Source organism: Micromonospora sp. NPDC048947, assembly GCF_040649495.1.
GTDB classification, from domain to species: Bacteria; Actinomycetota; Actinomycetes; order Mycobacteriales; family Micromonosporaceae; genus Micromonospora; species Micromonospora alfalfae.
The window spans coordinates 23,857-47,060 of record NZ_JBEZFO010000009.1 but is presented as its reverse complement, the minus strand read 5'-3'; the positions used below and the strand labels follow the sequence as shown (position 1 = coordinate 47,060).

26 protein-coding genes, 2 tRNA genes and 1 other RNA gene are annotated in these 23,204 nt (G+C 71.4%); 13 read left to right on the top strand and 16 right to left on the bottom strand.

Going from position 1 to position 23,204, the window contains the following annotated elements; all coding sequences use genetic code 11:
- Nucleotides 1-30: 30 nt before the first annotated feature.
- Nucleotides 31-2,985, bottom strand: a complete 2,955-nt coding sequence (locus AB0B98_RS15005; protein WP_357363091.1) for a DNA polymerase III subunit gamma and tau — start codon at nucleotides 2,983-2,985, stop codon at nucleotides 31-33.
- A gap of 203 nt (nucleotides 2,986-3,188) precedes the next feature.
- Nucleotides 3,189-3,278, bottom strand: an RNA gene (gene ffs, locus AB0B98_RS15000) — signal recognition particle sRNA small type.
- An 82-nt stretch (nucleotides 3,279-3,360) separates the two neighbouring features.
- Here ffs and AB0B98_RS14995 point away from each other — a divergent pair.
- Together AB0B98_RS14995 and AB0B98_RS14990 are read left to right on the top strand one after the other, a co-directional pair.
- Nucleotides 3,361-3,445 (top strand) — tRNA-Ser (locus AB0B98_RS14995).
- A 262-nt stretch (nucleotides 3,446-3,707) separates the two neighbouring features.
- The gene (locus AB0B98_RS14990; protein WP_238667286.1) at nucleotides 3,708-4,151 is read left to right on the top strand and encodes a hypothetical protein; all 444 of its coding nucleotides are present in this window, start codon (nucleotides 3,708-3,710) and stop codon (nucleotides 4,149-4,151) included.
- Between the two features lie 169 nt (nucleotides 4,152-4,320).
- Here AB0B98_RS14990 and AB0B98_RS14985 read toward each other — a convergent pair whose 3' ends face one another.
- The gene (locus AB0B98_RS14985) at nucleotides 4,321-4,953 is read right to left on the bottom strand and encodes a pentapeptide repeat-containing protein (protein WP_357363089.1); all 633 of its coding nucleotides are present in this window, start codon (nucleotides 4,951-4,953) and stop codon (nucleotides 4,321-4,323) included.
- 101 nt (nucleotides 4,954-5,054) lie between these two features.
- Nucleotides 5,055-5,297, bottom strand: coding sequence for a flavin reductase (locus AB0B98_RS14980; protein WP_357285136.1), 243 nt, complete (start codon nucleotides 5,295-5,297; stop codon nucleotides 5,055-5,057).
- A 198-nt stretch (nucleotides 5,298-5,495) separates the two neighbouring features.
- Between AB0B98_RS14980 and AB0B98_RS14975 the strand changes: the two genes are divergently transcribed.
- The gene (locus AB0B98_RS14975; RefSeq protein WP_357363087.1) at nucleotides 5,496-6,263 is read left to right on the top strand and encodes a helix-turn-helix transcriptional regulator; all 768 of its coding nucleotides are present in this window, start codon (nucleotides 5,496-5,498) and stop codon (nucleotides 6,261-6,263) included.
- Entirely contained in the window at nucleotides 6,254-6,445 is a 192-nt protein-coding gene (locus AB0B98_RS14970; protein WP_357224749.1) for a DUF397 domain-containing protein, read from the top strand. The genes AB0B98_RS14975 and AB0B98_RS14970 overlap by 10 nt, the downstream gene beginning before the upstream one ends.
- A gap of 33 nt (nucleotides 6,446-6,478) precedes the next feature.
- On the opposite strand, the gene AB0B98_RS14965 is transcribed toward AB0B98_RS14970, so the two are convergent.
- A complete protein-coding gene (locus AB0B98_RS14965; protein ID WP_357363085.1) occupies nucleotides 6,479-7,126 on the bottom strand; it encodes a DUF1349 domain-containing protein in 648 nt (215 codons plus the stop codon).
- Between the two features lie 157 nt (nucleotides 7,127-7,283).
- Here AB0B98_RS14965 and AB0B98_RS14960 point away from each other — a divergent pair, with 157 nt between their 5' ends.
- Entirely contained in the window at nucleotides 7,284-7,838 is a 555-nt protein-coding gene (locus AB0B98_RS14960; protein ID WP_238667292.1) for a hypothetical protein, read from the top strand.
- Nucleotides 7,839-7,894: 56 nt separating this feature from the next.
- Complete coding sequence (locus AB0B98_RS14955; RefSeq protein WP_357363082.1) at nucleotides 7,895-8,425, top strand: hypothetical protein; 531 nt, start codon at nucleotides 7,895-7,897, stop codon at nucleotides 8,423-8,425.
- Between the two features lie 72 nt (nucleotides 8,426-8,497).
- Here AB0B98_RS14955 and AB0B98_RS14950 read toward each other — a convergent pair whose 3' ends face one another.
- Nucleotides 8,498-10,111, bottom strand: coding sequence for a carboxylesterase family protein (locus AB0B98_RS14950; RefSeq protein WP_357363081.1), 1,614 nt, complete (start codon nucleotides 10,109-10,111; stop codon nucleotides 8,498-8,500).
- A 181-nt stretch (nucleotides 10,112-10,292) separates the two neighbouring features.
- On the opposite strand from AB0B98_RS14950, the gene AB0B98_RS14945 reads away from it, so the two are divergent.
- Nucleotides 10,293-11,228, top strand: coding sequence for a TetR/AcrR family transcriptional regulator C-terminal domain-containing protein (locus AB0B98_RS14945; RefSeq protein ID WP_357363079.1), 936 nt, complete (start codon nucleotides 10,293-10,295; stop codon nucleotides 11,226-11,228).
- Between the two features lie 4 nt (nucleotides 11,229-11,232).
- Here the strand turns inward: AB0B98_RS14945 and AB0B98_RS14940 are convergent, their stop codons facing one another.
- Nucleotides 11,233-11,865: a TetR/AcrR family transcriptional regulator gene (locus AB0B98_RS14940; RefSeq protein WP_357363077.1), complete on the bottom strand. Its 633-nt coding sequence runs from the start codon at nucleotides 11,863-11,865 to the stop codon at nucleotides 11,233-11,235.
- A 160-nt stretch (nucleotides 11,866-12,025) separates the two neighbouring features.
- Here AB0B98_RS14940 and AB0B98_RS14935 point away from each other — a divergent pair, with 160 nt between their 5' ends.
- The gene (locus AB0B98_RS14935) at nucleotides 12,026-12,775 is read left to right on the top strand and encodes an SDR family oxidoreductase (protein ID WP_357363075.1); all 750 of its coding nucleotides are present in this window, start codon (nucleotides 12,026-12,028) and stop codon (nucleotides 12,773-12,775) included.
- Between the two features lie 57 nt (nucleotides 12,776-12,832).
- Here AB0B98_RS14935 and AB0B98_RS14930 read toward each other — a convergent pair.
- A tRNA-Ser gene (locus AB0B98_RS14930) sits at nucleotides 12,833-12,919 on the bottom strand.
- 75 nt (nucleotides 12,920-12,994) lie between these two features.
- On the opposite strand from AB0B98_RS14930, the gene deoD reads away from it, so the two are divergent.
- On the top strand, nucleotides 12,995-13,702 hold the full coding sequence (gene deoD, locus AB0B98_RS14925; RefSeq protein ID WP_074315244.1) for a purine-nucleoside phosphorylase: 708 nt from the start codon (nucleotides 12,995-12,997) through the stop codon (nucleotides 13,700-13,702).
- A 165-nt stretch (nucleotides 13,703-13,867) separates the two neighbouring features.
- Here deoD and AB0B98_RS14920 read toward each other — a convergent pair whose 3' ends face one another.
- The 4 genes from AB0B98_RS14920 to AB0B98_RS14905 are packed head-to-tail and all read right to left on the bottom strand — an operon-like array spanning nucleotide 13,868 to nucleotide 17,359.
- Nucleotides 13,868-15,067 (bottom strand): ABC transporter permease, encoded by a 1,200-nt coding sequence (locus AB0B98_RS14920; protein WP_357363073.1) that lies wholly within the window; start codon nucleotides 15,065-15,067, stop codon nucleotides 13,868-13,870.
- Nucleotides 15,067-15,750: an ABC transporter ATP-binding protein gene (locus AB0B98_RS14915; RefSeq protein WP_357363304.1), complete on the bottom strand. Its 684-nt coding sequence runs from the start codon at nucleotides 15,748-15,750 to the stop codon at nucleotides 15,067-15,069. The genes AB0B98_RS14920 and AB0B98_RS14915 overlap by 1 nt, the downstream gene beginning before the upstream one ends.
- Nucleotides 15,751-15,758: 8 nt before the next feature.
- The gene (locus AB0B98_RS14910) at nucleotides 15,759-16,850 is read right to left on the bottom strand and encodes a peptidoglycan-binding domain-containing protein (RefSeq protein ID WP_357363071.1); all 1,092 of its coding nucleotides are present in this window, start codon (nucleotides 16,848-16,850) and stop codon (nucleotides 15,759-15,761) included.
- Nucleotides 16,847-17,359, bottom strand: a complete 513-nt coding sequence (locus tag AB0B98_RS14905) for a hypothetical protein (RefSeq protein ID WP_357363070.1) — start codon at nucleotides 17,357-17,359, stop codon at nucleotides 16,847-16,849. The genes AB0B98_RS14910 and AB0B98_RS14905 overlap by 4 nt, the downstream gene beginning before the upstream one ends.
- A 141-nt stretch (nucleotides 17,360-17,500) precedes the next feature.
- Between AB0B98_RS14905 and AB0B98_RS14900 the strand changes: the two genes are divergently transcribed.
- Together AB0B98_RS14900 and AB0B98_RS14895 are read left to right on the top strand one after the other, a co-directional pair.
- The gene (locus AB0B98_RS14900) at nucleotides 17,501-18,157 is read left to right on the top strand and encodes a response regulator transcription factor (protein WP_238667299.1); all 657 of its coding nucleotides are present in this window, start codon (nucleotides 17,501-17,503) and stop codon (nucleotides 18,155-18,157) included.
- A complete protein-coding gene (locus AB0B98_RS14895) occupies nucleotides 18,154-19,308 on the top strand; it encodes a HAMP domain-containing sensor histidine kinase (protein WP_357363068.1) in 1,155 nt (384 codons plus the stop codon). Before AB0B98_RS14900 ends, AB0B98_RS14895 begins: the two co-directional genes overlap by 4 nt.
- Before the next feature lie 13 nt (nucleotides 19,309-19,321).
- Here AB0B98_RS14895 and AB0B98_RS14890 read toward each other — a convergent pair whose 3' ends face one another.
- The 4 genes from AB0B98_RS14890 to AB0B98_RS14875 all read right to left on the bottom strand — a co-directional run bounded on the left by AB0B98_RS14890 (nucleotide 19,322) and on the right by AB0B98_RS14875 (nucleotide 21,227).
- A complete protein-coding gene (locus AB0B98_RS14890) occupies nucleotides 19,322-19,768 on the bottom strand; it encodes a nucleoside deaminase (RefSeq protein ID WP_238667321.1) in 447 nt (148 codons plus the stop codon).
- Nucleotides 19,769-19,913: 145 nt separating this feature from the next.
- Entirely contained in the window at nucleotides 19,914-20,441 is a 528-nt protein-coding gene (locus AB0B98_RS14885) for a tRNA adenosine deaminase-associated protein (protein ID WP_112677338.1), read from the bottom strand.
- 117 nt (nucleotides 20,442-20,558) lie between these two features.
- Nucleotides 20,559-20,726, bottom strand: a complete 168-nt coding sequence (locus AB0B98_RS14880; protein ID WP_167362451.1) for a hypothetical protein — start codon at nucleotides 20,724-20,726, stop codon at nucleotides 20,559-20,561.
- A gap of 111 nt (nucleotides 20,727-20,837) precedes the next feature.
- Nucleotides 20,838-21,227, bottom strand: a complete 390-nt coding sequence (locus tag AB0B98_RS14875) for a hypothetical protein (protein ID WP_357363066.1) — start codon at nucleotides 21,225-21,227, stop codon at nucleotides 20,838-20,840.
- A gap of 64 nt (nucleotides 21,228-21,291) precedes the next feature.
- On the opposite strand from AB0B98_RS14875, the gene AB0B98_RS14870 reads away from it, so the two are divergent.
- Nucleotides 21,292-22,053, top strand: coding sequence for a peptidoglycan DD-metalloendopeptidase family protein (locus AB0B98_RS14870; RefSeq protein ID WP_357363064.1), 762 nt, complete (start codon nucleotides 21,292-21,294; stop codon nucleotides 22,051-22,053).
- 1 nt (nucleotide 22,054) lies between these two features.
- Entirely contained in the window at nucleotides 22,055-23,128 is a 1,074-nt protein-coding gene (locus AB0B98_RS14865) for a PHP domain-containing protein (protein ID WP_357363062.1), read from the top strand.
- Nucleotides 23,129-23,204 lie beyond the last annotated feature (76 nt).

Genomic DNA, 23,204 nt, shown 5'->3' with positions numbered 1-23,204 from the left:
CTGCAAGATCGCCGGGGCCGGGGCCGGGCGCTAGCGGGCGTCCACTTCGTTGATCTTCTCTGCGCCGAAGGTTTCCCTGAGCAGCCGTACCGCCTGCTCCTCGCTGGACTCCCGCGCGGTCTTCTCGTCGATGATCTCGTCCAACGGCTCGTCGCCCGGGTCGAACCCCTCAAAGGCCGGGGCCGGTGCCGCGCCGCCGGATCGACCGGCCCGCGCAGGGCCGTCGAAGTCCGGGTCGTAGGGCGGCTCGCCCGCCCACTCGGCGTCCGCGACGGGCCGGGCTGCCGCTCCGGTACGCGCACCGCGCCCCGCCGCCGCCGCGCGAGCCGCGGCGATGGCGCTGCTCACCGGTGCGCCACCGGCTGCCGCCGGCTGCCGGGCCGCCGGTGTCGGGTTACCCCGCCCGCCCGGCTTACCGCCACCGGCCACTGACCCCGGACCGCCCGAACCGCCTGGCCCGGTGCCGTTGGTGCCGCTGCCGTTCCCGGTGGCGCCGTTCCCGGTGCTGCCGTTCCCGGTGCTGCCGCTGCCGGTGCTGCCGTTCGCGCCGCTCGACGCCGGTGCGGAGTGGGGGCCCGACTCGTTTCCGGCCGACGCGCCGCCAGGTCGGGCGGCCTCCGGCCAGTCCTCGTCATCAGTAGCCTCGGCGGCGAGGGCCCTGCCGCCGGGCCGGGCCGCCTCCGGCCAGTCGTCGTCGGATGCCGGGGCGGACGGCGCTGTGCCCTGCCCACCAGCACCGTGACCAGTCGAACCCCCACCGACTCCCCCACGCGAAGCCGAGCCGGCAGCGGCGGTCGGGGTCGCCGCGGTCGGCGAGGCGGTCATCGGACCGGCGGCGGTCGGGGCGTCGGGGCCCACAGTCCCCCGCCCGGCGGCGCTCGCACTCGGCGCGGCGTTCGAGCCTGACGTGGCGTTCGAACCAGGCGCACCGTTCGAGCCAGGCGCACCGTTCGAGCCAGGCGCGGCGTTCGAGCCAGGCGCGGCGTTCGAGCTTGGCGGGGCTGGCGGCGCGCTCGTCGGGTCGGCGGCAGTCGGGGTCGCTGCGGACGGCGTGGCTGGCGGGGCGGCGGGTCGAGGCGGTGCGGTCTGCTGCGTGCGCGGTGCGCTGGGCAGCGACACGCCACCGCGCTCGCCGGCCACCTCGCACCGGATCTGCCAGCGCCCGCCCAACTCCTCGTAGAGCGCGTCGGTGAGCACCGCCGCGTGGTCGGCCATCATCTTGGCCAGCACTGTGGACTTCACAGTCAGCACCAGCATGTCGCCGTCGAGTTCGCGGACGACCGCGTCGCGCATCAGGGCGGCGATCCGCTTGTTGGTCCGGTTGACCTTGCCGACCACGTCGGGCCAGACGCGGCGGACCGCTACCGCGTCCAGCGCGGCGGCCGGCGCGCCCGGTCGGGGCGGCGCGGGCGTGGCCGGGTCGGGAAGCACCGCCGACGGTGGCACCACGCGACGCGGGGTCGACCCGGCGGGCGAGACGGGTACGGCCTGGTCAGCGGTTGTCGACCCGGTCGACGCGCCGGGGGAGGCCGGGATCGGCGAGTCGGCCGCCGAGACGTACGAGGCCGGCGCACCGGAGGTCGGAGCGGGCGGGGTCGGTGCCTCGGTGACCGGAGCAGCCGGGGCGGGAGCACTCTGGGCCGGTGACGCCGCCGGGCCGACCTCCCACGGCGGTGCGGAGGTAGGGGCGTTCGCGGGTGCCGGGGTGGCGGCAGCCGGGACCGGGGTGGCGGCAGCCGGGACCGGGGTGGCTGGCTGTGGGCGTACCCCTGGGTGGTTGGTTGGCGCGGAGCCGGCGGCGGCCGACGGCGCTTCGGTGCCGCCCACTGTGAGCCGGCGTTCCATTCGCTCCAGGCGTTGGAGCAGGCCGCCGGTGGAGTCGTCCGCGCCGGGCAGCAGCATCCGGGCGCAGATCAGCTCCAGCAGCAGACGGGGCGCTGTGGTGCCGCGCATCTCGACCAGGCCGTTGTGCACGATGTCGGCGCAGCGGGACAGCGTGGCCGAGCCGAGCTGTGAAGCCTGGGCTGCCATCCGCTCGATCTGGTCGGCCGGGCCGTCGATCAGGCCCTTCGCGGCGGCGTCCGGCACCTGCTGGATGACGATCAGGTCGCGCAGCCGTTCGAGCAGGTCGGAGGCGAACCGGCGCATGTCGTGCCCGGCCTCGGCGACCCTGTCGACGGTGGCGTACGCGGCTGCGCCGTCACCGGCGGCCAACGCGTCGCACATCTCGTCGATCAGCGCCGAGTCGGTGACCCCGAGCAACGCGACGGCCCGGGCGTAGCTGACCCCCTCGGCGCCTGCGCCGGCGATGAGCTGGTCGAGCACTGAGAGGCTGTCCCGCATGCTGCCGCCACCGGCGCGGACCACCAGCGGAAAGACCGCCGGCTCGACGGCGACGCCCTCGGCCTGGGTGAGCTGCTCCAGGTACGGGCGGACCACCTTCGGCGGAAACAGCCGGAACGGGTAGTGGTGGGTCCGCGACCGGATCGTGCCGAGGACCTTCTCCGGCTCGGTGGTGGCGAAGATGAACTTGACGTACTCCGGGGGCTCCTCGACCAGCTTGAGCAGGGCGTTGAAGCCCTGGGTCGAGACCATGTGCGCCTCGTCGATGATGTAGATCTTGAAGCGGCTGCTGGCCGGCGCGAAGAAGGCGCGCTCGCGCAGCTCGCGGGCGTCGTCGACACCGCCGTGGCTGGCCGCGTCGATCTCGATCACGTCGATCGAACCAGCGCCGTCGGCGGCCAGCGAGCGGCAGGAGTCACACTTGCCGCACGGCTCGGGAGTGGGGCCCTGCTCACAGTTGAGCGAGCGGGCCATGATCCGGGCGCTGGTGGTCTTGCCGCAGCCACGGGGGCCGGAGAAGAGGTAGGCGTGGTTGAGTCGTCCGCTGCGCAGCGCCTGCGACAGCGGTTCGGTCACGTGCTCCTGGCCGATGACCTCAGCGAAGGTACGCGGCCGGTACTTGCGGTAGAGCGCCAGCGTCACTCGTCCCGCCTCCTCTCGACCGAGCCATTCTGCGCCGGTCGGGCGCGGGTGACCACCCACCACCCCGGGCGCCGCGGATGCCGTGCTTGATCCACCGGGCCGCCAGGGCTTGATCGACTCGGCTTCCTGGAAACCGCTGTGTCCGCATGGCCGGGACACCGCGACATCACGGATGCCGAGTGGATCAACCGGCCCACAGACAAAAAGGCCTCCCGTGCACCCGGCAGAGCTCGCTTATCCTTGCTGCCTTCCGGCCCTGGGGAGGTTCACGAGATACCGCCGCACGGGAGGTGACGCCCAGCCTACCCGACCGCCCGTCGATCTTCAGGGGGTGGTGGGGTGGCCCGGCCGACACGGGCCTGTATCCTGGCTCGCGGAGGATTCGCCTAGAGGCCTAGGGCGCACGCTTGGAAAGCGTGTTGGGTTTACACCCTCACGAGTTCGAATCTCGTATCCTCCGCTCGCCTGAGCTGCACGAACGACAGGGCCGGCCCCACGGGGACCGGCCCTGAGTCGTCTGTGCTTGGCAGCCGTTGCATCCGGCGCCGCCCAGCGTGCACCACCGCAGGTTGGCGACCTCCAGGTTGGCGTCCCGTTCGCGGATCTCGTGACCTCGGGGTTCAAGGTTTGTCGAAGGTCTGGACAAGCCGGCATCGCAATGATCAAGCCAATCGGCACCGACCGAAGGGCCGGAGCGAGCGATGCAGAGGAGTGCGACGGACATGACACGAGCCCTTGCCAGGCGGGTACTACTGCCGCTGACGGTGGCGCTGACCGCGATCCTGGCCACCACAAACCCGGCGGCTGCCGCTGGCAACGACGACTACACGGTCTACACCGGCCAGTCGGGCGGCGCAGTCGACTTCATCGACTACGGCCCCGGCGCGGCCGGCGGCGGTAACAACGACGACTATCTGGTCATCCGCGACATCGCCGCCGATGGCCACGGGGTGCAGGTCTGGGCGTGGCTGCACGGGAAGTACCTCGGCACGAAGTACAACGGCAACGGCGCGTGGACTTCGGTCATCTACGACCCGTACACGATCTTCCCGAACAACGTCGCGAAGAACGAGGTCATCGGGCTCAAGATCTGCCTGGTCGACGGGATGGACAACCTGATCCAGCCGAGCTGTTCGAGTCTTGAATGGCCCAGCATCGACGGCTGACCGGACGAACAGGGCCGCGGGTCGGCGCCCTTCGGAGGTCCGTGGGTACTCCGAATGGCGCCGGCTCTCCCACCGGTCAGCGACACCGCGTTCAGGCGGCCGTCAGCCGCCGACCCACCGCAGGCCGACAGAGACCTGCATGCCGGTCTGAATCGTCTGGGCGGCGGCGTCAGCCCACCACCTGGACGTGCTCCGCGCCCTGCGCTGAGAACCACGCCTCCAGTTCAGCGCCGCCGAGGGACCGGGTCGCTTCCTCATCGACGAGGACCGGGCCGACGACGGCGCCCTTCGCGCCCTCGAACTGACAGCCGAACATCCTCGTGCCGGTCAGCACCGTCGGCATGCTCGTGCCGCCGAGCGTGCACCAGCGCAGGCTGGCCAGCTCAAGGTTGGCGTCGCGCAGATCGGTCTTGTAGAGCGTGGCGGAGTTGAGAATGGCGTGGCGGAGATCCGCCCCTTTGAGAACGGCATCGTCGAGCTGCGCCGCGAACAGCCGAGCCGAACAGAAGACCGCCCTACCGGCCGAGCAACCCGCCATTTCCGCCTTGGCCAGGTCGGCGCGGGAGAAATCCGCGCCCTGCACGTCGGCGTTGGTCAGGTTGGCGTCGCCGAGGTTGGCCTCCTCGAATCGGACACCGGCCAGGTGGGAATTGGCGAGATAAGCGCCGGCCAGATCGAGCCGGCTGAGGTCCGCCCCGCGAAAATCAAGATGATCCCCGGAGAGGTACGCCGTGGCCGAAGCGTCGGCGAACCATTCCTGGAGCGCTTTCCGCGCGTCCGGGCTGTCCGGCCAGCGGATCACGTCGTCACCGGCCCGCTTGTACCTGCTCATGTGCCGAACACCACCTTGCCGCCTCACTCCGACCTCGGCCTCGATCCGGAACTTAGCGTGCGCGGGCGAGGTCAGGCGCGGGCGCGGGCCCAGGAGAGGAAGCGGTCGGTCAGCCGGGCCGGGTCGACGTCGACGAGGTGTTCACCGGCCTCTGCCTGCAGCGTCGCCAGGTAGACGGTCAACGCGAGCCGGTCGTGCCGGTACTCGCCCAGCAGCCGCAGCTTCGCCGCCGAGCAGGGCCAGGCGATGCCGCACGCGGCGCAGCGCCAGGTCGGTCGGGTCGGCAGGTGGTTGCGGTGGCGGCGGCGGGGCATGCGCGGATCTCCTTCGCGGTGGACGGAGGCCGCCCCGCCTCCCCGTCGGAGCGGCCTCCGGACTGACGCAGACCGCCGGGCTCCTGCACCTCCACCGGCCACGCCGTCTTCTATCGACCACCTTTGGGTGAGTTACCAGGCAGGTACACCGCGTAGCGATATGGTGCCCGGATATTTAGGACATCCGATGGAGGGGCCGTGAACGATGCGCTAAGGATGGCGCTCAGCGACACCGGGCACACCACCGAATCCCTCGCCGAGACCGTCGGCGTCGACCCGAAGACCGTGGGGCGCTGGTTGACCGAGGACCGCATCCCGCATCCACGCCACCGGCTGGCGGCAGCGGAGGCTCTACACAAGGACGTGTCGGACATCTGGCCGGACACTTCAAGACGTCGTGATCCCATTTGGTTTCGTCCGTGGCAGGAGATCGAGCGCGAGGCGGTGTCGCTTCGGTCGTACGAATCGACAGTTCTGCCGGGGTTGCTCCAGACCGAGGCGTACGCCCGCGCGGTGCTGGGCGGCGCGGGCCTGATCCCCCGCGGTGAGATCGAGCGGCACCTCGCGGTCCGGCTCGGCCGGCAGGGCATCCTCAAGCGGGACGACCCTCCGCAGTTCACGGCGGTCGTCGACGAGGCGGTCATCCGCCGTCCGGTGGGCGGCCGGTCGACGATGCGGGAGCAACTGCTGGCCGTGGCGGCGGCGTGCGTCGAGCCGCACATCCGGGTGCACGTCGTGCCCAGCACTGTCGGCGCCTACGCCGGCCTCAACGGACCCTTCGTGATCGCGCACAGCCACGACCACCGGGTCGCCGGCTACCTCGACAACCAACTCCAGGGACAAGTGGCTAGCGACCCCGAGGACATCGCGGCCATGATGGCGGCATGGGAGAACGTGCGCGGCGAGGCGTTGTCCCACTGGCAGTCGGTCGAACTCATCCAGGAAGTGGCGGAGTCATGGAGCTGAACGGCGCCCGGTGGCGCAAGAGCAGCCGCAGCAGCGGCAACGGCGGCAACTGCGTCGAGGTCGCCGACAACCTGCCCGGCGTCATCGGCGTACGGGATTCAAAGGACCCGACCGGCCCGGCGCTCGCCTTCGCGCCCACGGCCTGGCGCGCGTTCGTCAGCCAGCTCACCCGACGCACCTGACCTGCGCCCCGTCACACGCCCATTAGGGCAGGGTCAGGAGCCGTCACGGAGATCACCCAGACGCTCTGCCCGGAACGTGATCTCGTCGAACGTCACGCTGCACCCCTCACCGGTCGGGGACTGGCCCGCGAAGCCGATCCGGTCGCGAGACGTGTCGGGGTCGAGGAGGAAGACGCGGATCAGCTGCCAGGTCTCACCGTCGACCGAGGCGTGGTACGCGTAGACCCCGTCGACCCGGGAGACCCGCAGCCACACCGACCGGTCGGGTACGACGAAGGCGTTCGCGTCGTCGGCGACACCTCGGCAGATGACCGACACGATCATCGGGTCTCCCGCCGGGGAGAACTCGAAGCACAGCTTGGCCCAGCGCCGCTCGTCGAGCCACAGCAGGAGCACACCGGCATCGAAGGTGGCGGCGAAGCCCACTGTGACCCGGGCGCTGAACTGGAAGTCCCCCGTCGGCAGGTCCCCGAGCAGCGTCGCCGCGTTGAGCGTCGACTCGGCGCTGACGGTGGTGGTCTCAGCCGCGTCGGCGGAGCCGGTGCTGGGGTCGATGAAGATGTCAGTGTGCGGCTGCGCCTCGACCGCCACGGTGCCGGCCGCCTCGTCGACCCGCCACAGTTCGGCGGACGAGGGCACGAGCGGGAACGGCACACCGGAGACGCTCAGTTGATTGGCCATGGCCAGGACCGTACAACCGTCGCAGTGCTCGCCGATGCCCACTCATCGAGCGGGGCCCGGCACGTCCACCCTCGGGCCGGTACCGTCCCAGGAACCAACGACGGGGAACCCGTCGTACACATGTTCTATCCACAGGCTGTGGACGGCGGAGGGATCGATGGCTTACCAGCTCAGCGCGGTGGTCGCGGACGTTGAGCTGCTCCGCGAGCAGACCGCCGGGCTGGATCACGCCGTCCTCGGCGAGCTGCGCCAGGACTTCGCGTTGCTCCCGGTCACCCCACAGTTGGTGATCGAGCTGACCGGGTCGTTGCCGGATTTCGCCACCGACGACCGCAGCGCCGCGCACCCGTTCGGCCTGGTGTTGTCGACGGCACTGGTCGAGGTGCTGACCCGGTGGTCACAGTCGGGGCCGGTGGCCTACGTGGAGGCGGAGTTCGGTGGTGGCGTCGGCTACCAGTCGGCAGTGGTGTGGTTGGGCGGGGTGCTGTCCTGGGGCCCGCGCTTTGACGACGAGTTGAGCGCGCCGCGCGAGCAGTGGCCGATCAACTGTGCGCTGAGTCAGCTCGGCGTGGAGCCCGGCACCTGGATCGACAGGTTCGCCGAACTGGGGTTGCACCTGGAGCGGAGCACCGAGGGTTGGCTGGCGCACGGCCGACGTCGACTCAGCGCCGACTACTGGGATGAGCTTGTCGAACAGTGGGAAAACCAGTAATCCGGCGATCGGCAGCAACCTGAACGCTCCCGTTCCGTTGGGGACTGGGGGATTCCATGAAATTGCGACAATTTACTTTTATCGCCACGCTGTTGACGGCTGCCTCGATCGCGGGCAGCGGCGTACCGCCAACCGGGTCGATTCCGAACGGCCGACCCGCCGGCAACGTGGAGATCATCGACCTGAACGGCCTGCGCAACATCGAGTTCGGAGCCACCGAGGACGAGTTGACCCGACGCGGCATCCTGCGTACCAGCCTGGACGCCTGCGGGCCGATGCTCGCCGGCCACGACACGGTCAGCCCGGTCTTCATGGAGGACAAACTCGTGCTGCTCTGGGTCGGCGACCCGATGCGGACACCGGAGGGCATAACGGCGGGCTCGCCCGTTGACGAGGTCTGGGACCGCTACCCGGAGGTCAGCCGGCTGCGCGCTCCACAGGGGACACACCGGCTCGACGGGTTGCTCGCCCGCAGCGGCGACCGCGCGTACCTGTTCCTGCACGACGGGCGCACTGTCCGAAAAACCATCGCCGGGTACGCGGACTGGGCCCGCCGCCTCTTCAACGAGGGTGCGGGCCCGTGCTGAGCCGCTACGGGCTGACCTGCCGGACCGCCCCGATCCACGATGGATCGAGGCGACCGACAGGTCAGTCGTCGTTCAGCGGCGGAACGACCGCCAGAAGTCGTACGAGTGGGCAGCCGCGAAGTCTGTCCTGCCCGACTCGCCGGCACTGCCGAACACGCGCAGGTACGGGGCTTCCGGGCGCAGTCGAGGCCAACCCGCCCGACCCGTCCGGGCGAAGTCGCTCCAGGTGCGGACCATCTCGTCGGAGAGCCTCCGCCGGGTCGGCGTGAGCGCCTCGGCGTAGTCGACAGTGAAGAGGTACGGCAGTTCGGCGCAGTGGTACGCGCCGGTGTCGAACGTCGGCTCGGGCCCTTCGGTGAAGAACGGCGCGTCCTCGTCGGCGAACTCGTACCCGAAGGTCGGCACCCGCCGCGCGAACGCCAACGCGGCGGAGTAGACCGGCTCGGCGTAGTCGTGATCGGTCAGCACGGCGCCCAACGTCACGCTTGCGGGTTGTGCGGGGTCGCGCGGGTAGCGGGCCAGCACCTTGGCCGCCTGGTCACCGAACATGGCGCGCACCTGGTCGCGGTACTGCTCATCGGTGAGCGGGCACGACTCCGGCTCCTGGTTCGGCTTCGGCGGCTCCGAGCAGTTGAGCCCGATCCGTTCCATCCCCCACACCACCAGCCGGGACTCGTCCCGATTCAGCCCGGTCAACACCGGCACCCGATGCAGCCTCCCGGTGGTCAGCGCTTCGGCCGGGTCCACCGGCAACGTGTGACCGTCGACGACCGGGCCGAGGTCGACACCCGCGCCGGGGTAGCCGACCGTCTCGATCAGCCGGGCGGGAGTACGTCCGCGTAGGCAGGTGGTGACCACAGCCGGGTCAGTGCAGCCGATCCTTTGGGCGAACTCGTCGGCCGCCGCGATGGCCTCGGTGCGGGTCTGGACCTGGTTGGCGCACGAGTTGCTCTGCATGATCGCGCGGTGGAACAGGCCAGCGGAACCCGGCGCGGCGAGTTGGGCGCAGACGCTTGTCGCTCCGGCGGACTGGCCGAACACTGTGACGTTGCCCGGGTCACCACCGAAGGTCGGGGCGTTGCGTCCTACCCAGCGCAGAGCGGCCTGCTGATCCTGCAAGCCGAAGTTGCCGGTGATGCCGTCCCGGCCGGCCAGCGCCGGATGTGCCAGGAAGCCGAGCGCGCCGATCCGGTAGTTCACCGTGACGACGATGACGTCGCCAGCGGCCGCCAGTCGCTGTCCGCCGTAGCCGTCGCCGCTGCCGAACCGGAAGTCCCCGCCGTGCAAGAAGACCATGACCGGTCGAGGTGTTCGTGCGGAGGAGCGCGGGGTGGTGACATTCAGGTAGAGGCAGTCCTCGGACTCCGAGGGTGTGTCCATCGGCAGTCCTTGCAGTTGCGCGCAGGCAGCACCGGGCCGGGTCGCGTCGCGTACTCCGGTCCACGTCGGACCGGGCTGCGGCGGGGCCCACCGCAGCGCGCCCAGCGGTGGGCTTGCGTACGGGATGCCCTGGAACGTGCGGTGGTCGGCCGCGACGGTCCCCCGCACCGCGCCCTGGTCGGTCCAGACGACGATCGCGCTGCGGCGGTGGTCGTTGGCCGCGGCCGGCCCGACGGTCACCGTCGAGCCGGCGAGGACGACAGCGCCCACCGCGACGGCCCATCGGGGGTACGAGATGCTGGTCATGACTCTCCCCATCGGTCGATGCCGGTACGGCGTACGCACCGGGCTGCGCCGAGCATGTCGAGCCGACACCCACCCGACCAGGGAGCTCTAGTACGCGTCTGCGGGAAGCGCGCGACCATCGACGGGGCACCGCCCGGTGCTCTAGAGCGCTACGGTCACCGCGAGGCCGAGGGAGGCGACCGTGGCGGAGATCGGCGAGGCTACTCCGCCTTATCTGCGCATCGTCGGGGAGTTGCGACGGCGCATCATGGCGGGCGAGTTGGGCGCCGGCGACCGGGTGCCGTCCACCCGGCAGATCGTCCGGGAGTGGGGCGTAGCCATGGCGACCGCCAGCCGCGCGCTCACCGCGCTGCGGCAGGAGAGCCTGGTGCGGGCGGTGCCGGGTGTGGGCATGGTGGTGACCGGCGCGGAGCCGACCGCGCCGGGTCGGGGTGCGCCGTCCAGCGGTCGACGTCTGCCGGCTCAGGGGCTGACCCGCGACCAACTGGTGCGGACCGCCATGAAGATCGCCGACGCCGAGGGGTTGGCGGCGCTGAGCATGCGGCGCATCGCTACGGAGTTGGACGTCCCCACGATGTCGCTGTACCGGCAGGTTAGGGGCAAGGAGCAGCTCCTCGTGCTGATGGCGGACGCGGCGTTCGCCGCGCACCGGTTGCCGCGTACGTTCCCGCCCGGGTGGCGAGCCCAACTGGAGTTGCTCAGCCGGCTTCAGTGGTCGATCTACCGGCGACATCCATGGCTGGCCCAGGTCATCTCGCTGACCCGCCCCCTGATGGCACCGCACGCCGTCGCGCACACCGAGTGGGCGCTGCGTGCCCTCGCCCGGCACGGCCTGGACCAGCACACCCAGCTCCACCTGGTGGCCGCACTCGCCAACCACGTGCGAGGCACCGCCATCAACCTGGAGCGGGAGGCCGAGGCGGAGCAGGACACCGGCCTGACCGACGACGAGTGGATGGCGGCCCAGGCCCACGTGTTCGGTGGGTTGCTCGCGGCGGGCGAGTTTCCGCATCTGGCCCGGCTCAGCCGGACGGCGGTCGACCTCAACGTCGAAAGTCTCTTCGAATTCGGCCTGCAACGGCTGCTCGACGGGGTGGCAGCGCTACTCGAACGTTGACCGCTCAGACCGGATCGGTGGCCTGCTCGGGCGGGCGCGCCCCGGATGCGGCGGCGAAACCGGCGAGCGCGATCTCGGCGGCCTGCCGCAGGTCTTCCCTGCTGACTCCGGCGGCGGCATGCACCGCCTGCCCCTCGGTGACGATCATGACGAAGCGGGCGAGCGCGACCGGATCGGCCTGCGCGGGTAGGTCGCCTTCGGCGACGGCGCGGGCGAACCGGTCGGCGAGGGCACCTTCACCGCCCAGGCGGCTGCTGGCGAGGAACCCGGCGATGGGCGCGTTCTCGGTGGAGCAGGCGACGCCACCCTGGATCGACAGGCAGCCGAGTGGTCGGTCGGGCCGGGTCACGGCGACCACGTTCTCGCGCAGCAGAGTGGCGACCACCTCGTACGCGGTCGGCTGGGCGAAGGCGTCCCGCGCGTACCCCATGTCCTTTTCGGCGTAGCGGGCCACGGCCTTGCGGAACAGCTCCTCCTTACCGCCGAAGGCGGCGTAGAGGCTGGGCTTGTTGATCCCCATCGCCTCGGTGAGGTCGCTCACCGAAGCGCCCTCGTACCCCTGACGCCAGAACACCTCCACCGCGCGCTCCAGCGCCTCGTCGGCGTCGAAGCCCCGCGGTCGACCTCGCTGCGGCACAGCCCACCACCCCTTCTCCGCCCATCCTACCGGCAGCGAAAACCGATCGGTACAGAAATTTGCGGACGCGGTCGGCGGTTGCTACGGTCGGATACGTACCGCTCGGTACAAAATTCGCTGGACCGGCCGCACCACCACACCCCAACAGAGGAGAACCATCGTGGGACAGCTCGACGGCAAGACCGCCCTCGTCACCGGGGGCACCACGGGCATCGGCCTGGCCGCCGCCCGCCGCTTCGCCGCCGAAGGCGCGTACGTCTTCGTCACCGGCCGCCGCAAGGGCCCGGTGGACGAGGCAGTGGCCAGCATCGGCGCGAACGTCACAGGCATCGCCAGCGATGTCAGCAAGCTCGACGACCTGGACCGGGTGATGCGGGCGATCGAGGAACGGGGCGCGGGGCTGGACGTGGTGTTCGCCAACGCCGGCGGCGGTGAGTTCCGCTCACTCGACTCGATCACGGTCGAGCACGTCGCCAACACCTTCGACACCAACATCTACGGCACCATCTTCACAGTGCAGAAGGCCCTGCCCCTGCTCAACGAGGGCGCGTCGATAGTGCTCACCGGCTCCACGGCCGCCAGCAACGGCACCCCGGCGTTCAGCGTCTACGCCGCGTCCAAGGCGGCCATCCGCTCGTTCGGCCGCACCTGGGCCGCAGAGCTGATCGGCCGGAAGATCCGGGTCAACACCCTGGTGCCCGGCTCGACCGAAACACCCGGGCTCGCCGGCCTCGCGCCAAGCCCCGCGGAGGCCCCCGGGCTGCTCCAGGCCATCGCCTCGGGCGTGCCCATGCAGCGCATGGCACACCCGGACGAGATCGCCAACGCCGCGCTCTTCCTCGCCTCCGACCAGAGCAGCTTCATGACCGGCGGCGAACTGTTCGTCGACGGCGGCGAGCAGCAGCTCTGAACGCGAAAACGCCCGGTCGATCCTCACGGATCGACCGGGCGTTTCTGCATTTCAGAGCGGTGGCGGAGGGATTTGAACCCTCGGAGGGCGTTAACCCTCACACGCTTTCGAGGCGTGCTCCTTAGGCCGCTCGGACACGCCACCGCCGACGAGGGTACAGGACCGCCGGTTCCGACGCCGAACCGGTATCGCCCGGGCCGGCCTGGCAGGATCTTTGCCATGAGTACGCACATCGGCGCGAAGCCGGGCGAGATCGCCGAGCGGGTCCTGATGCCGGGTGACCCCCTGCGGGCCAAGTGGATCGCGGAGACCTACCTCGAGGGCGCCACCTGCTACTCGACGGTTCGGGGCATGCTGGGCTTCACCGGCCGCTGGAACGGCGTCGAGGTTTCCGTCCAGGGCTCCGGCATGGGCATGCCGTCGGCCTCCATCTACGCCCACGAGTTGATCAACGAGTACGGCGTGAAGACGCTGATCCGGGTCGGCTCCTGTGGCGCCCTCAGCACCGACCTGCAACTGCGGGACGTGGTGGCGGCGATCGGGTCGTCCACCGACTCGAACATGAACCGGATGCGCTTCGACGGGCTGATCGACTACGCCCCGGTGGCCGACTTCGGGCTGCTGCGCACGTCGGTCGAAGTGGCCGAGCGGCGCGGCATCACCATGCACGTGGGGCCGATCCTGGCGGCGGACGCCTTCTACACCGACCGGCCGGACCTGTACGACACCCTCGCCGACTACGGCGTGCTGGCGGTGGAGATGGAGTCGGCGGCGCTCTACACGATCGCCGCCCGGTTCAAGGCCCGCGCGCTGACCGTGTTGACGGTCAGCGACCACATCAAGACCGGCGAGAAGACCACCTCCGAGGAGCGCGAGCAGACCTTCAGCCAGATGGTCGAGATCGCCCTCGACACGATCATCGCCTGACCCGTCTGACCGGCCGGGCAACACCGCGGAGAGCGTGATGACTGTGGGACATCTTGATGTCTCCCAGTCATCACGCTCTTTCGCGTCCGACGCCCGACCGTAGGAGGCCACCGCGGTCACCACGGGCCACCACGGCCACCAAAGGCCACTGCGGCGCCGCAGGAGTCAGACGGCGGCCAACGCCTCGGTAGGCGACAGGCGGGCGGCGCGCACCGCCGGGTAGAGGCCGGCGAAGCCGCCGATGACGAGTGTCGCGCCCACCCCGCCGAGCATCGCCCAGGCCGGCACCACCGTCGGCCAGTCCTGCGACAGCGCGTACCCGGCCGTGACCAGGATGCCCAGCAGCACCCCACCGATCCCGCCGAGCGCGGAGAGCAGCAGCGACTCGGTGAGGAACTGGGCCCGTACCTGACCGCGGGTCGCGCCCAGTGACCGGCGCAGGCCGATCTCGGCTCGGCGTTCCAGCACCGAGATCACCATGGTGTTCGCCACGCCGACCCCACCGACCAGCAGGGCGACCGCGCCAAGGCCGAGCAACAGGCCGGTGAACGCGTCGTCGGTCGCCTCGGCGGCGGCCAGCGCGTCCGAGGGCCGGGACACCTCTACCTCGTTCGGCGCCTCCGGGTTGGTGGTCGCGCCGAGCACCGATCGGACCGCTTCGACCTGCGACTCCTGCGCCCGTGTGTAGACGGTGGTCGGATGACCGTCGAAGCCCAGGTATTCGGCCGCCGCCGCCCAGCCGACCAACGCCGACGTGTCCAACTCCGGGGCGAGCGGTGCGGCAGCGAGGGTGCCGACCACCGTGAACGGCCGCCCGCCCAGCCACACCTGTACCTGCGGGTCCGCCGAGGTGATCCCGAGCCGCTGCGCGGCGGTGGCGCCGAGCACGACCGCCGGGTAGCGGGCGGTCGCCTCGTTGAGCCAGGTGCCGGTGGTCACCTCGGCTCCCACGGTGCCGAGCAGGTCCAGCCGGGCCGCCCGGGTGGCGATGCCACCGGTCTCCGCCGCCGGGATCCGGTCCGAGCGGTACACCTTGGCGTCGGGCACCTGCCCGGTCGCGGACACCTCCGTCACCGGGCCGATCCGCCCGATCATCGCGATCGACTCCTCGGGCAGTTGCGCGTCCGCGCCGAACAGTGTGGCCCCCGGCTCGACGGTGAGCAGGTTGGTGCCGAGCGCGTCGAGCGCCCGGTCCAGCTCGGCCCGGGACGACGAGGAGATGCCGACCACCGCGATCATCGCGGCGATGCCGATCGCGATGCCCAACGCGGAGAGAAACGCCCGCAGCGGACGGGTCCGCAGCCCCACCCCACCGACGCGCACGACGTCCGCCGGCCGCAGTCGGGCCGGGGTCAGCGTCGCCATCAGCCGACCCCGCCCGACGCGAGGGCCGAGTCGTGCCGCACCGCGCCGTCGCGCATCCGCACCTGCCGGGGCAGGCTTCCCGCGATCTCCCGATCATGGGTGATCACCACGACTGTGGTGCCGGCCCGGTGCAGATCGTGCAGCAACTCCAACACCCCGGCACCGGAGTGGGAGTCCAGGTTGCCGGTCGGCTCGTCGGCGAGCAGCACCGCCGGCTCGCCGACCACAGCGCGGGCCACCGCCACCCGCTGCCGTTCCCCGCCGGACAGCTCGTGCGGCCGGTGCCCCAACCGGTGGCCCAGGCCGACCCGGACCAACGCGGCCTCCGCACGGTCCCGCCGCCGAGGCAGCGGTACGCCGGAGTAGAGCAACCCGTCGGCCACGTTGTCCACGACCGGGACGCCGGGAGCGAGGTGGAACTGCTGGAAGACGAAGCCGATCCGGGTGGCCCGCAGCGCTGACAACTCCCGGTCGGTCAGCTTCGCCGCGTCGTACCCGTCGATGAGCACGCTGCCCGACGAGGGCCGGTCCAGGGTGCCGATCAGGTGCAGCATCGTCGACTTGCCCGATCCGGATGGGCCGACGATCGCCACCAACTCACCGTGACCGATCCGCAGCGACACGTCGTCCAACGCGACGACGCCGCCGGCGTACCGCTTGCTGACCCGGTCGAGCACTATCACCTCGCCGCTCACGTCGGCACCACCACGGTCGTGCCCTCGGTGAGGCCCGTACCGGTGACCTCCACCCGGCCGTCGGCGAACAACCCGGTGGTCACCGCGAGGACCCGGCTCGCGTCGCCATCGGCGACCTGGACGCCGTAGCCGCCCTCGGCCAGCGCCAACAGGGCCGCCACCGGCACTGTGAGCACGTCGCGGCGCTCCGACACGGTGAACGTGACGTCCGCGCTGGCCTTGTCGAAGCCGGTGAGGGCCTTCGGGTCGGTCACCGCGACTGTCACCTCGATCTTCGTCTCGGCGTCGCCGGCCTGCCCGTTGGCGCCGGTCGCGCCGGCCTGGACGACGGTCTCGACAGTGCTGACAGTGCCCGCCACCGACCGTCCGTCCGGCAACCGCACGGTGACCTTCGCGTCGCGCTTGGCCAACCGCTGGTCGTCCACGTCCAACTCGACTGTGACGACCCGGCTGGTGCCGGTGTAGGTCAGCACCGCCTGCCCGGGCTGGGTGAGGTCGCCGACGTCGACCTGGTGGCTCTCCACCCGAACCTCCCGGTCGGCGTACACGACCCGCCCCGGCTCGACCCGACCGTTCTCGGTCAGGCCCAGGTCCTCCTGCCAGTCCCGGACGGCGTCTGCGGTGGCGCCGGTGTACTCGTCGTCGACGGTGAAGCCGGTGTAGCCCAACGCTTCGAGGTTCTTCTCGAACTGCGTGACGTCGGGCCCCTCCACCCCGGGGGCGAGGGTCCGGTACGCGGGCAACCCGCCGTAGAGCAGCACCACCTCCTCGTTGTCGACCAGGTAGAGCGCTTTGCCCCGTCGTACCGTCGACCCGGTGGCCGTCAGCGCGGTGACGGTGCCGCTGAGCTTCGCCGTGGCGGTACGCGTCGCGCCGTACCCCAGCTCACCGTCCGCGGTCTCCGAGTCGGCAAGGGTCTGGCGGGTGACGGTGGCGGTGGCGGGTGGCGCGCCGCCGGCCTGGGCGCGGCCCCCGTCGGCGCTGCCGTCGAAACCCACCGCGGCGATCACGCCCACGGCGGCGACCAGCAGGACGACGCCGCCGGTGACGGCGGCGCGCAGCCACGAACGTCGGATGGCGCCGGTCACCGGCCACCTCCGAACTGCGGCGCGTGCTGCCGGCACTTCTCCAGCGCGGCCTTCATGGCCGGGTCACCGATGTTGATCGCGTTGCCGCCCGCCCCGATGCGGACCCGCCCGTCGGCGTCCGGGTCCGGGAAGTCCGGCACCCCGTTCTCCCGCATGCACTTCGCCAGCGTCCGCATCTGCTCGGCCTGCTCGGGGTTGAGCTGCGGTCCCTGCCCGCCGTTGGGCAGCTTGTCCTGGCACTTCTCCATGGCCGCCTGGACCTTCTGCTGATCCACGTCCGCCCCGAGCCGGAAGCCGGGACGACCGCCCGGCTCCGGGTCGGGCATGTCCACGCCGTTCTCCCGCATGCACCGCGCGAAGGCGAGTTGCCGCTCCGAATCGCTGACCGGCGTGCCACTCGCCGCGGTCTCGGCCTTCACCCCACCGGCGGTCGCGACCCCGCCGCCATCGTCGCCTCCCGCGCCGCACCCGGACAGCGCCAGGGCGAGCAGGACGGGGATCGCAAGCATCTGTCGTCGCATGGTGTCCGCTTCCGCTCAGGTCCGGCGCGGTTCGCCGAACGAGACACCCAGTGCAGGGCAGCGGGCGTATCCCCGGCGTTACCGTCGGCGGTTATGCCGGCGTTACCGCACCCCGAGCACCATGGAGTGGTGAGAGTGCTGGTGGTCGAGGACGAGAACGTGCTGGCCGACGCGATCGCCGAGTGGCTGCGTCGGGAGTCGTTCGCTGTCGACGTGGCGTACGACGGGGACGCCGCCCTGGAACGGCTCGGCGTCAACGAGTACGCGGTGGTGGTCCTGGACCGGGACCTGCCGGTGGTGCACGGCGACGACGTGTGCCGGGCGATAGTGGACGCGGGCGGGGAGACCCGGGTGCTGATGTTGACCGCGTCGGCGGCCGTCCGGGAACGGGTGGCGGGGTTGGCGCTCGGTGCCGACGACTACCTGACCAAGCCGTTCGCCCTGGTCGAGCTGTCGGCCCGGGTGCACGCGCTGACCCGCCGGTCCCGCCCGGCGGCACCGCCGACGCTGCGTCGCGCCGGCATCCAGCTCGACCCGGCAAGACACGAGGTACGCCGCGACGACAGGCACGTGGCGCTGTCCCGCAAGGAGTTCGCGGTGCTCGCCGAACTGCTGCGCGCCGAAGGCGCTGTGGTTTCCGCCGAGGACCTGCTGGAACGCGCCTGGGACGAGCACATCGACCCGTTCACCAACGTGGTCCGGGTGACAGTCATGAAGCTGCGCCGCAAACTCGGCGACCCGCCGGTGATCGAGACGGTCCCCGGGGCGGGGTACCAGATCCGATGAAACGCCTCACGATCCGCGCCCGGCTCACCCTCATCTACGGCGGGCTCTTCCTGCTGGCCGGCGTGGTCCTGCTCGCCGTCACGTACGTGCTGGTGGATCAGCGGATGCCGCAGCCGTTCGGGGTGAAACTGAGCGACCTGCCGAAGACCGCCCCCACGACGCCCAGCGGGCAGAACGTCGACAACCTGCGCGCCCTGTTGCAGGAGGTGCAGGACGAGGCGAAGCGCAACGCGTTGGAGTCGCTGCTCACCCAGGGCGGTATCGCGTTGATCGTGGTGTCGACGGTGGCGATCGCGTTCGGCTGGCTGCTCGCCGGTCGGGCGTTGCAGCCCCTGCTCCAGATCACCGGCACGGCCCGCCGGATCGCCGGCGCGGACACCGCCGGCCGTGGTCTGCACGAGCGGATCGCGCTCACCGGCCCTGCCGACGAGGTACGCGAACTCGCCGACACCTTCGACGAGATGCTGGAACGGCTGGACCGCTCCTTCGACGGGCAGCGCCGGTTCGTGGCGAACGCCTCGCACGAGCTGCGTACGCCGCTGGCGCTCAACCGCGCCCTGGTGGAGCTGGCGGTCACTCGCCCGGACGCCTCGGCGGAGACCCGGCGACTGGGCGAGTCGCTGTTGGCGGTCAACGAACGCCACGAGCGGCTGATCGACGGTCTGCTGACCCTTGCCGACTCGGAGAACGAGCTGACCGAGCGTACGCCGGTCGACCTGGCCGAGGTCTGCGCGCACACTACCGAGCAGGCCGGGAAGCAGGCACCCGGCGTGCCGGTTCGGCGGACCCTGGCCCCGGCGCTGACCAGCGGCGATCCGGTGCTGTTGGAGCGGCTCACGTTCAACCTGGTGGAGAACGCGTTGCGCCACAACCTGCCCGCCGACGGTTGGGTGGAGGTGCGCACCGGGCTGGTCGACGGCCGGCCCACCCTCACCGTGACCAACACCGGCCCGGTCATTCCCGGCTACGACGTCGAAACGATGTTCCAGCCCTTCCGTCGGCTGTCACGTGAGCGGGTCGTCGGCGCGCGGGGTTTCGGGCTGGGGCTGTCCATCGTCCGCGCGGTGGCCCGGGCGCACGGCGGCACCGCCGAGGCGCAGCCCCGCCCGGACGGCGGTCTGATCGTCACTGTCACCCTGCCGCCGCCCTGACCGGCGACCCGCCTCAGCGGAAGAACGCGCGCAGGACGGTGGCGTTCTCGGCCTCCAGCACCCCGCCGTAGACCTCGGGGCGGTGGTTGAGCCGGCGGTCCCGCAGCACGTCCCAGAGTGATCCGGCCGCGCCGGTCTTGGGCTCCCACGCGCCGAACACGACTGTGGAGACCCGGGCCAGCACCAGCGCCCCGGCGCACATGGTGCACGGTTCGAGGGTGACCACCAGTGTGCAGCCGTCCAGCCGCCACCGGCCGGTGCGCTCGGCGCCCCGGCGCAGGGCCAGCACCTCGGCGTGGGCGGTGGGGTCGCCGGTCAGCTCGCGCTCGTTGCGTCCGGTGGCCAACTCGGTGCCGTCCGGACCGTAGAGCACCGCCCCCACCGGCACGTCGTCGACGTCGGTGCTGACAGTGTCGTCGACTGGTGGGCCGGCGACGGCGACCTCCAGGGCGCGGCGCATCCACAGCTCGTGCCGCTGCCGTCGGCCGACCTCGCCCAGGTCGGCCAGGCCCTCGTGGGCGCCGGGCCCGGCGCGGCCCACCGCGCCGGGGGTCGGCTGGCCCGGTCGGATCGACTCCAGCGACGGATCGGTGGCGTCGGCCGGCTCAGACCTCACGCAGCTCCTCGACCTCGTCGGCGCAGCCGAGCACCTGGCAGATCTCGGCGGTGACGTCCGCCGGCATCATCCCCTCGTGGGTGCAGAGGGTCAGCAGCTTCTGCGCGGAGATGCCCAGGTTGGCCAGCAGGTCGGCCTCACCGACCGGGTCGGCTTCCGGGTCGACGACGGGCTGTTCGCTCTCCTCGTCACCGGTGCTCACCGGGCGCGGCTCGTCGTCACCGTCGAGCCCGGTAACCGAGGTCTTCAGGTCACCGACCAGCAACGCCCCGAGCTGTGACTCCTCGGCGTACGCGGAGTCCGAACCGAACACCCGCAGGTCCTCGCCCTCGTCGAGGCGCAGGATCACCAGGTAGGCGTCGTCGGCCTCGACGAAGAGCAGCGACACGTCGGCCTCCTGGTCGACGTCACGCAGCCGGTCGGCAACCTCGTCGATGTCGGTGGCGCCACGCAAGCTGACCTCGGCGGCGGTCCAGCCACTGTCGTCGCGCACCACGGCCGCAGCGAAGTACGACACGGTCCCCCCAATAGCCCTCGACACAGCGTCGACTCGTTACGCGTGCACGTTAGCCGGTCGGGTCGGCAGGCGACCCGTCAACGCCCCGAAGGGCGGGTCATTCCTGACAAAGTCGGATCAGCCGACGACTCGACGGCGGGTGGCGATGAGCTGGCGCAGACGCTCGGTGCGCTGCCGCTGGGGTCGGCTGCGCTGGCGGACCGCCCGGGCGCCCGCCAACTCGGCAAGCAATTGCAGTCGACGGCGATTGCGATCGGGATCCTGCCGGGGAGTGGTCCAGGCCATGGTCCCGAGCGTGCCGAGTCTCGGCGGCCACGTCAAGACGGCGTTCGCTACGCAGCCAACCGGGCACACGGTGCAGTCACCGAGCGCCGTTTCGGGGCCCGTCCGTACCGGTCACCACAGCGGCCAGTCACCGCTGGTGGCCCAGCGGACCGCCACCACGGCGGCGGCGATGCTCCAACCACCCGCCGTGACGATGGCGACCCCGGTGGCCACCCCTCGGTCGCCGTAGCGGACCAGCACCAGGGCGGTGACCCAGGCCAGCAGGCCGGCGAACACCGTCCACCACGCGTAGCTGGCCACGTCGGTGCCGAGCAGGCCGAACAGCAGCAGCCAACCGGCCGCCGCGCCGCCACCGGCGGCGACACCACCGCCAGTGACCGGGTGCGGCTCGCGGTAGGTGGGCCGCGTCGGTGGCCCCGAGGGAAAGAGACCTGACGGGGTGCGCGGCACCGGGCGGACGGCACCGAAATCCGGGCCAGGGTCGGGTCGGGCAATGGTCACCGTCGTTGCCCTCCCTCACGCGTGCCGCTCGTGCCCACGGTACCGGCTCTGCCAGGATGACCGGATGTCCTCGCCGACGATCAGCCGCCGCGCTCGTCCGGCGTACCCGATCCTGCTGCTGCTCGCCCCGGTGCTGGCCGCCGGCTGTGCGACCACCCGACCGGGGGTGCCCGACGGCGCCGCGCCGACGCCACCTTCGGTCTGGGCGACCGCCGACCAGCCGGCGTCACAGCCGCCCACGCCGGCGGCGACCGAGCCGAGTTCCCCGGCGCCGTCGTCGGCCAGGCCGTCGACGACGGCACCCCGCACCGGGCTGAAGCACGTCTTTCCGGTACGCGCGGACGACGTCGACTACCACCCGACGCACGGGGCGTACCCGGCGACGGATCTCTTCGCCGACTGCGGCGAGCCGTTCGTTGCGGTGACCGACGGGACGGTGCTGGAGGTGAGCCGCGTCGACCGGTACCGCAAGCGTGGGCCGCAGGGCCCTGACAACGGCGGTCTGTCGGTCGCCCTGCTCGGCGACGACGGGGTGCGCTACTACGGCTCGCACCTGAGTGTCGTGACCAGCGGAGTCGACGCCGGGGTGCGGGTCCGCGCCGGGCAGCAGCTCGGCAAGGTGGGCCGCACCGGCAACGCGAACAACGTGTGTCATGTGCACCTCGGCATCTCGCCGTCGTGCGCGGGCAAGGACGGCTGGTGGATCCGGCGCGGAGTGATCTGGCCGGCACGTTACCTGGACTCCTGGCGGCGCGGCGGCAACCGGGAGCCAGCCGCCGAGGTCACCGCGTGGCAACGCAGGCACGGCTGCCCGAAGGCGCCCTGACATGGCTCACGCGAGAGATCCCATCGCCGACCTGCGCCGGATCGCGTTCCTGTTGGAACGGGCGAACGAGGCCACCTACCGGGTACGCGCGTTCCGGTCGGCGGCGCAGGCGCTGGCCGGCCTGCCTGCTGCCGAGCTGACCGAACGGGCCGGCAACGGCACGCTCACCGAGTTGGCCGGTGTCGGTGACGTCACGGCCCGCTGCGTGGCGGAGTCCCTCGCCGGTGAGGAACCGGTCTACCTCCGTCGTCTGGTGGCGACCGAGGGCAGCGACCTGGACGCCGAGGCCACGGCGCTCCGCGCCGCCCTGCGCGGCGACTGTCACACCCACTCGGACTGGTCCGACGGCGGCTCGCCCATCGAGGAGATGGCGCTGGCCGCTGTGGAGTTGGGCCACGAGTATCTGGTGTTGACCGACCACTCGCCCCGGCTGACGGTGGCGCGGGGGCTGACCGCGGAGCGGCTGCGCCGGCAGCTCGACCACGTGGCGCAGGTCAACGCGGCGCTGCCCGAGGGTTTCCGGATCCTCACCGGGATCGAGGTGGACATCCTCGCTGACGGTTCCCTGGACCAGGACGACGACCTGTTGGCGCGGCTCGACGTGGTGGTGGGGTCGGTGCACAGCGGTTTGAAGGACGAGCGGTCGAAGATGACCCGGCGCATGCTGAAGGCGGTCGCGAACCCGCACCTGGACATCCTCGGTCACGTCACCGGCCGGATGGTGTCGTCCCGCCCGGCCGGGGTGACGGGTCCGGGCGATCGGGGGCACCGCGCGCGTACCCGGGCGGAGAGCGACTTCGACGCGGACGCCGTCTTCGCCGCCTGCGCCGAGCACGACACCGCCGTCGAGATCAACTCTCGGCCGGAGCGGCAGGACCCGCCGAAACGCCTGATCCGCCGTGCGTTGGAGGCCGGTTGCCGGTTCGCCATCAACACGGATGCGCACGCCCCCGGCCAGCTCGACTGGCAACGGTTCGGCTGCGAACGCGCCGCCCTTTGCGGGGTCCCCGCCGACCGTGTGGTCAACACCTGGTCGGCAGAGCAGTTGGTGGCCTGGACGCACGACCGCACCTGATCAGCCCGCCCCTGCCCTTCGGGGCTGATCCACTCGCGTTTCGTGAAACCGGGGTGTCCCGGTCCGCCGGACACCC